This is a genomic window from Methyloceanibacter marginalis, assembly GCF_001723295.1.
GTDB lineage: Bacteria > Pseudomonadota > Alphaproteobacteria > Rhizobiales > Methyloligellaceae > Methyloceanibacter > Methyloceanibacter marginalis.
This window is the reverse complement of sequence record NZ_LPWD01000246.1, coordinates 1-4,427: the sequence shown is the minus strand read 5'-3', so window position 1 is coordinate 4,427 and position 4,427 is coordinate 1. Positions and strand designations below refer to the sequence as shown.

Sequence of the window (4,427 nt, the reverse complement as noted above, 5' to 3'; positions counted from 1 at the left end):
ATAGCCACTTGGCTCTTCCTGGCCCGCTCGGTTGGCATGCTTGCCATTTGGGCCGCCTTTATCGCGTGGGGCTGCTTCTTCCACTGCGGTGGCAAGGAAGCCGGCCTGCAATCGGCCATTCTCGGCAATATCGCCGGCGCCATCATCGCCGGCATTACGCTCTGGGTGGCGACCCAGACCGGCATTGGCGATCAGATCGGCCTGCCGATTTGGGCCGGAATCTGCGTCGGCGTCGGCGTTGCCGCGATGGTCCTCTTGGCCAATATCCCGGCCTTCGCCGCCATTCCGGCACAGGTCTATGGCTTCGCTTCCGTGGTGGCTCTGACGCTTCTGGGCAACGGTGCCGGCAATCTGACGGCGGCCTCCATGGAGAACCCGGTAGTGGTCATCATCTGCTCGATGATCGTGGGTGCGCTCTTCGGCTGGGTCTCGGAGAAAGTCGCAGGCATGTTGGCTGGGGCCGGACACGGCGCCCACGCCAAAGCTTACGCGGGAATCCGGCAGTTGGGCTCCGGGACCCCCTAGGCCCGGGGCTTGCATGCCGATCGACGGCGTGGCCTTGCCGAGAGGCCACGCCGTTTATTCTTTCCGGTGAAGCTCTGGGCAACCCTGTTTTCGGGTGTGCCTTGCGCGCGGGGGCGGAGACCGGCAATGTGCCCGCTATTCTTGTGTCCTAGGGTTCCGCGCGGATCGTCCGCGCCTTTTCGGAGACGTTGTAAAAGTCATGTCATCCGTCGACGTCGTATGGAAAGGCAACTGCCGCGATCCGGAAGCCCGGTATCGGCTGCTCGGTTATCTCCACCGTCTTGCGCGCGCGAGTGAGAGCTATCTGCGCCGGGGCGAGAGGCCCTATCTGAGCCTCGTCGGCAAGGGGCATGAAGCTCTGCCGCGTCCCAACATCGAAGTCATCGACCAGACTCTCGAAGGCCCGATCCTGATTTCGAGCGCCATCGGACCGCATCCCGAGACGCTCGTGGCGCGAGCCCTGGAAGCCGGGCTCACGGTCATCGCCCCGGACGACGGTGGCCCCCAACTCATCGTGCTCGACGCGGTGCGTCTGCGCGGTCTCGACTTCAGACTGTTCGATCCACGGGAGCTTTATCCCAACAATGACCGCATGAGCTTCGTCTTCGTGGAATGCCCCGAGCATCATTTCCTCGATGGCCGGCTGGTCGAGGTCAACCGACGCGAGGACAAGATCTATCTGGCCAGCCCGAGCATCCACCTGCGCGCTATCTCGAGGATTGGACCGACTGCCTGTTCTCATGGATTCGCTTTTTCCTCATGGGCGATTTTTGGTGGCAACGCCGCGAAGAGCTGCAAGGCTATTCGGATTATCGCGGCGTGTTCGAAGAGCTCCAGACCAGCCGCGGCAGCGCCGAGGCCGAGGACGCGACGTTTGACGCGGTGCTGTCGACCTTCGCTCAGCACGCCGAGCACACGATCGGCGAAGTGGCGCAGCTGGCCAAAGCGGGGAAAGCGTAAAGCTACTTCGCCTCTTTGCCGAACGCCTTACGCAGCTCGTCCTTTGCCTTCTCCAGCCGGGCGCGGTCCTCCTCGGACAGGTTCTTGCCGGCGCGGTTCATGTAGAAGACGAGCATCGACATCGCCGAGCGGAAGGGATCCGCTTTCCGCCGCTTGCTCGCTTCGGCAGAGCGCTTCAGCGACGCCGCGATCTCCTTCGGGTCTTCAAGCGCGAACACCCCCTTCTTGAGGTCGAGCGCGTGGGAATGCTCGGTGACGTTTTGAGACCAGCGCTTGAATGTCGTCCTGGTCATCTGTCTCCAACACCGATCTAGAAGCGTCCTTCGTCGGGGATATTGAGGGTCGTGCCGCACGCTTTGCAGTGGACTGCATCCGCCTCGTGCCGCTGGAGCCGCATTCGGGGCAGGGGAAGCGCACCTTTTGCGGCCTGAGCAGCGTCTGCAGCAGGCGCAAGAACAGCGTCACACCGAAGATCATGATGACCACGGCAATCAGCCGCCCGAGCGAGCCTTGCAGGGTGATGTCGCCGAAGCCCGTCGTCGTCAGCGCCGTCACGGTGAAATAAAGTGCGTCCACATAGTTGGCGATAAGCGGGTTCCGCCAATGCTGCGTCTCGTAGACGATGCCCGTCATGATGAAGACAAACACGATGAGATTGATGACCGCGGTGATCGCTTCCTCGTTGCGCCGGAAGAACGTACTGTCGGCCCGCAAGCGCGCCACCAGCTGATAAGTGTGCAGGAGCCGCAAGGTGCGCAGGATGCGCAGGAAGCCGAGCCCTTCGCCGACGATGGGAGCGAGAAACGAGAAGATCGCCACCATGTCCGCCCAGGTGGCGGGATGGGCGAACTCCCGCACCGGATGCGGGCTGACCCAGATCCGCGCGCAGAAATCCGCGAGGATTACCAGGCCGAAGATCACGTCGAGATATTCGATCCAGGGTTCGCGCGGGATGAACGAGGTCCCGACGATGAAAATGATGGTGAGAATATCGAAGGCGAGCAGCCCGTAGCGGAAGCGGTGCGCCGCGACACTGCGGCCGTGATAGAGCAGCCGCAAACGCTCGCGTAAAGTCTCGGCCTCCGGCTCCGCCTCCTTCGGCGGTGGCTCGGATTTCTTCGTGGCGGACTTGCTCTTGCCTGAGGTCTTCGCTGCGGTCATGCGCCTTCTTTGTGTCGTGCCGCCAAGGTAATGTCCCGCGGGTTCACGAGAGAGGAAATGTCATGGCAGCGCTCACGCTTTACCACGCGGCGCCTTCGCGATCATCCATTGTACGCTGGATGCTGGAGGAGCTCGGCGAACCTTACGATATTCACCTCCTGACCTTGACCAAAGGTGAGCAACTCAGCCCCGACTACCGGGCCATCAACCCGATGGGCAAGGTGCCAGCCCTGCGCCACGGCGAGGCCATCATCACCGAGTCGGCGGCGATCTGCACCTATCTGGCCGATGAATTTCCAGCCGCTGGGCTCAACATTCCCGTCGGGGATCCGCGGCGCGGGCCGTATCTGAAATGGCTGTTCTTCGCACCCGGCTGTATCGAGCCGGCCATGATGGACCATGCCTATCCGCGCCAGGAGCAGCCGCGCCATGGGACGCTGGGTTACGGCGACTACGACACCGTTATGGACATAACCGCCGAGGCCGTGGCGCGCGGGCCCTATCTGATGGGTGAGCAGTTCACTGCGGCCGACGTGGTCGTCGGCGCGAATTTGCGGTGGGGTCTCATGTTCAAGCTCGTGCCGGAGCGGGCTGAGTTCACGGGCTACGTGGCGCGCCTCGAGGCCCGGCCGGCGCTCCAGCGCGCGACGGCCTTGGACCAAGAGATTATGGCGGCGTCCTAGCCCGAACGAACCGCGCCGAGGATCTGCAAGATAAGTGCGGTGCCGAAACCCCAGGCACCGTTCACCGCAAGCCCAATGAGAAAGCGCGGCCCCATCGCCTGCATCGGCTCGCCTTTGAGCGGCGGGACCACGAAGAAGGCGACGAGGGTGAGCGCGAGGGCCCCGACAATGACCCAGGCGGCCCAATAGCTGGGGCCGCTCAAATGGACGAGGACGGGAGCTAAAACCAACCCCCAGAGGCCGCCCCAAAACGCCTTGGACAGGACCGCCGGCACGCCGAACGGCGGAATAGGGTCGGTCGCCCAAGCCGGGCGGTCGAGCGGAATGATGCCGGTATGGTTGAACAGGTACCATAAGCCCTGATGAAAGATCAGCGTGGCGAGGAACCCGGCGACAAAGCCAAGCAAGAGCAGCTTCAGAGACATGACGATCTCCCCCGTTTCGCCGCATGATGCGCTATTGGCGCCATGGCGCAAGGCGAGGTTGAGGTTGGACACAAGATGTTGACCATCGTCTCCGGAGGACAGACTGGCGTCGACCGCGCGGCACTCGATGCCGCCATCGCCGCCGGCTTGCCCTATCGCGGCTGGTGTCCCAAGGGTGGTTGGGCGGAGGATTATCCCCATCCTCCCGGCGTGCGAACGCGCTATCCGGCTTGCAAGAGACGCCGGACTCTTCGCCCGACAGCGCACCGGCTGGAATGTGCGCGATGCTGACGCGTGATGGTGCTCGCCGATGAGCGTGGGATTGCCGCCTCAAGGGGGACTGGCCCGCGCCTTGGCGCACGCGCACGAACGCGACAAGCCGCACATCGTCATCGATCTTGAGCGCGCGGGCGCGCTGAAGCTCGCACAAGACTTTCTGCGCAGCCGGACAGCGCAAACGCTCTGCATCGCCGGACCTCGGGAAAGCGAGGTGCCCGGCATCTATGCCGAGGCCCGCGAGTTTCTGGTCGTTCTCCTTTGCGACAGGCCGAAAGGGAACGATGGCTGAGCGCGCAAGGTTCGCTGGCAGCTCATTTGCTGCCTAGGACGGAACGTCGGCCTCATGCGGCACCACCACGGCAAACATATCGCCGAGGGCCGACAGGCTCGCGGC

8 protein-coding genes and 1 pseudogene are annotated in these 4,427 nt (G+C 63.5%); 5 read left to right on the top strand and 4 right to left on the bottom strand.

Annotated features, from left to right (window positions below; translation table 11 throughout):
* A partial coding sequence (locus AUC71_RS09620; protein WP_069624093.1) for a DUF1097 domain-containing protein occupies window positions 1–525 on the top strand: 525 nt, incomplete at its 5' end.
* 202 nt (window positions 526–727) lie between these two features.
* Here AUC71_RS09620 and AUC71_RS09615 read toward each other — a convergent pair.
* Complete coding sequence (locus AUC71_RS09615; RefSeq protein ID WP_069624091.1) at window positions 728–1,225, bottom strand: hypothetical protein; 498 nt, start codon at window positions 1,223–1,225, stop codon at window positions 728–730.
* Between the two features lie 59 nt (window positions 1,226–1,284).
* Here AUC71_RS09615 and AUC71_RS09610 point away from each other — a divergent pair, with 59 nt between their 5' ends.
* Window positions 1,285–1,485, top strand: coding sequence for a hypothetical protein (locus AUC71_RS09610; protein WP_069624090.1), 201 nt, complete (start codon window positions 1,285–1,287; stop codon window positions 1,483–1,485).
* Between the two features lie 2 nt (window positions 1,486–1,487).
* On the opposite strand, the gene AUC71_RS09605 is transcribed toward AUC71_RS09610, so the two are convergent.
* Entirely contained in the window at window positions 1,488–1,778 is a 291-nt protein-coding gene (locus tag AUC71_RS09605; protein ID WP_069624089.1) for a DUF3175 domain-containing protein, read from the bottom strand.
* 17 nt (window positions 1,779–1,795) lie between these two features.
* A pseudogene (locus tag AUC71_RS09600) lies at window positions 1,796–2,646 on the bottom strand (potassium channel family protein).
* A gap of 62 nt (window positions 2,647–2,708) precedes the next feature.
* Between AUC71_RS09600 and AUC71_RS09595 the strand changes: the two are divergent.
* Window positions 2,709–3,329 carry a glutathione S-transferase family protein gene (locus AUC71_RS09595; RefSeq protein WP_069624088.1) on the top strand — a complete coding sequence of 207 codons (621 nt, stop codon included), beginning with the start codon at window positions 2,709–2,711 and terminating at the stop codon, window positions 3,327–3,329.
* On the opposite strand, the gene AUC71_RS09590 is transcribed toward AUC71_RS09595, so the two are convergent.
* Complete coding sequence (locus tag AUC71_RS09590) at window positions 3,326–3,754, bottom strand: hypothetical protein (protein ID WP_193427035.1); 429 nt, start codon at window positions 3,752–3,754, stop codon at window positions 3,326–3,328. The two genes, AUC71_RS09595 and AUC71_RS09590, sit on opposite strands and share 4 nt — an antisense overlap.
* Before the next feature lie 42 nt (window positions 3,755–3,796).
* Here AUC71_RS09590 and AUC71_RS22690 point away from each other — a divergent pair, with 42 nt between their 5' ends.
* Window positions 3,797–4,045: a YpsA SLOG family protein gene (locus AUC71_RS22690; protein ID WP_425283373.1), complete on the top strand. Its 249-nt coding sequence runs from the start codon at window positions 3,797–3,799 to the stop codon at window positions 4,043–4,045.
* Between the two features lie 19 nt (window positions 4,046–4,064).
* Complete coding sequence (locus AUC71_RS21965) at window positions 4,065–4,322, top strand: YpsA SLOG family protein (RefSeq protein WP_083238243.1); 258 nt, start codon at window positions 4,065–4,067, stop codon at window positions 4,320–4,322.
* Window positions 4,323–4,427: the final 105 nt, after the last annotated feature.

Bases quoted from the DNA above. Each gene is read 5' to 3' on its own strand.
- AUC71_RS09610 (WP_069624090.1), top strand. From the start codon at position 1,285: ATGGGCGATTTTTGGTGGCAACGCCGCGAAGAGCTGCAAGGCTATTCG.
- AUC71_RS09605 (WP_069624089.1), bottom strand. From the start codon at position 1,778: ATGACCAGGACGACATTCAAGCGCTGGTCTCAAAACGTCACCGAGCAT.
- AUC71_RS09595 (WP_069624088.1), top strand. From the start codon at position 2,709: ATGGCAGCGCTCACGCTTTACCACGCGGCGCCTTCGCGATCATCCATT.
- AUC71_RS09590 (WP_193427035.1), bottom strand. From the start codon at position 3,754: ATGTCTCTGAAGCTGCTCTTGCTTGGCTTTGTCGCCGGGTTCCTCGCC.
- AUC71_RS22690 (WP_425283373.1), top strand. From the start codon at position 3,797: ATGGCGCAAGGCGAGGTTGAGGTTGGACACAAGATGTTGACCATCGTC.
- AUC71_RS21965 (WP_083238243.1), top strand. From the start codon at position 4,065: ATGAGCGTGGGATTGCCGCCTCAAGGGGGACTGGCCCGCGCCTTGGCG.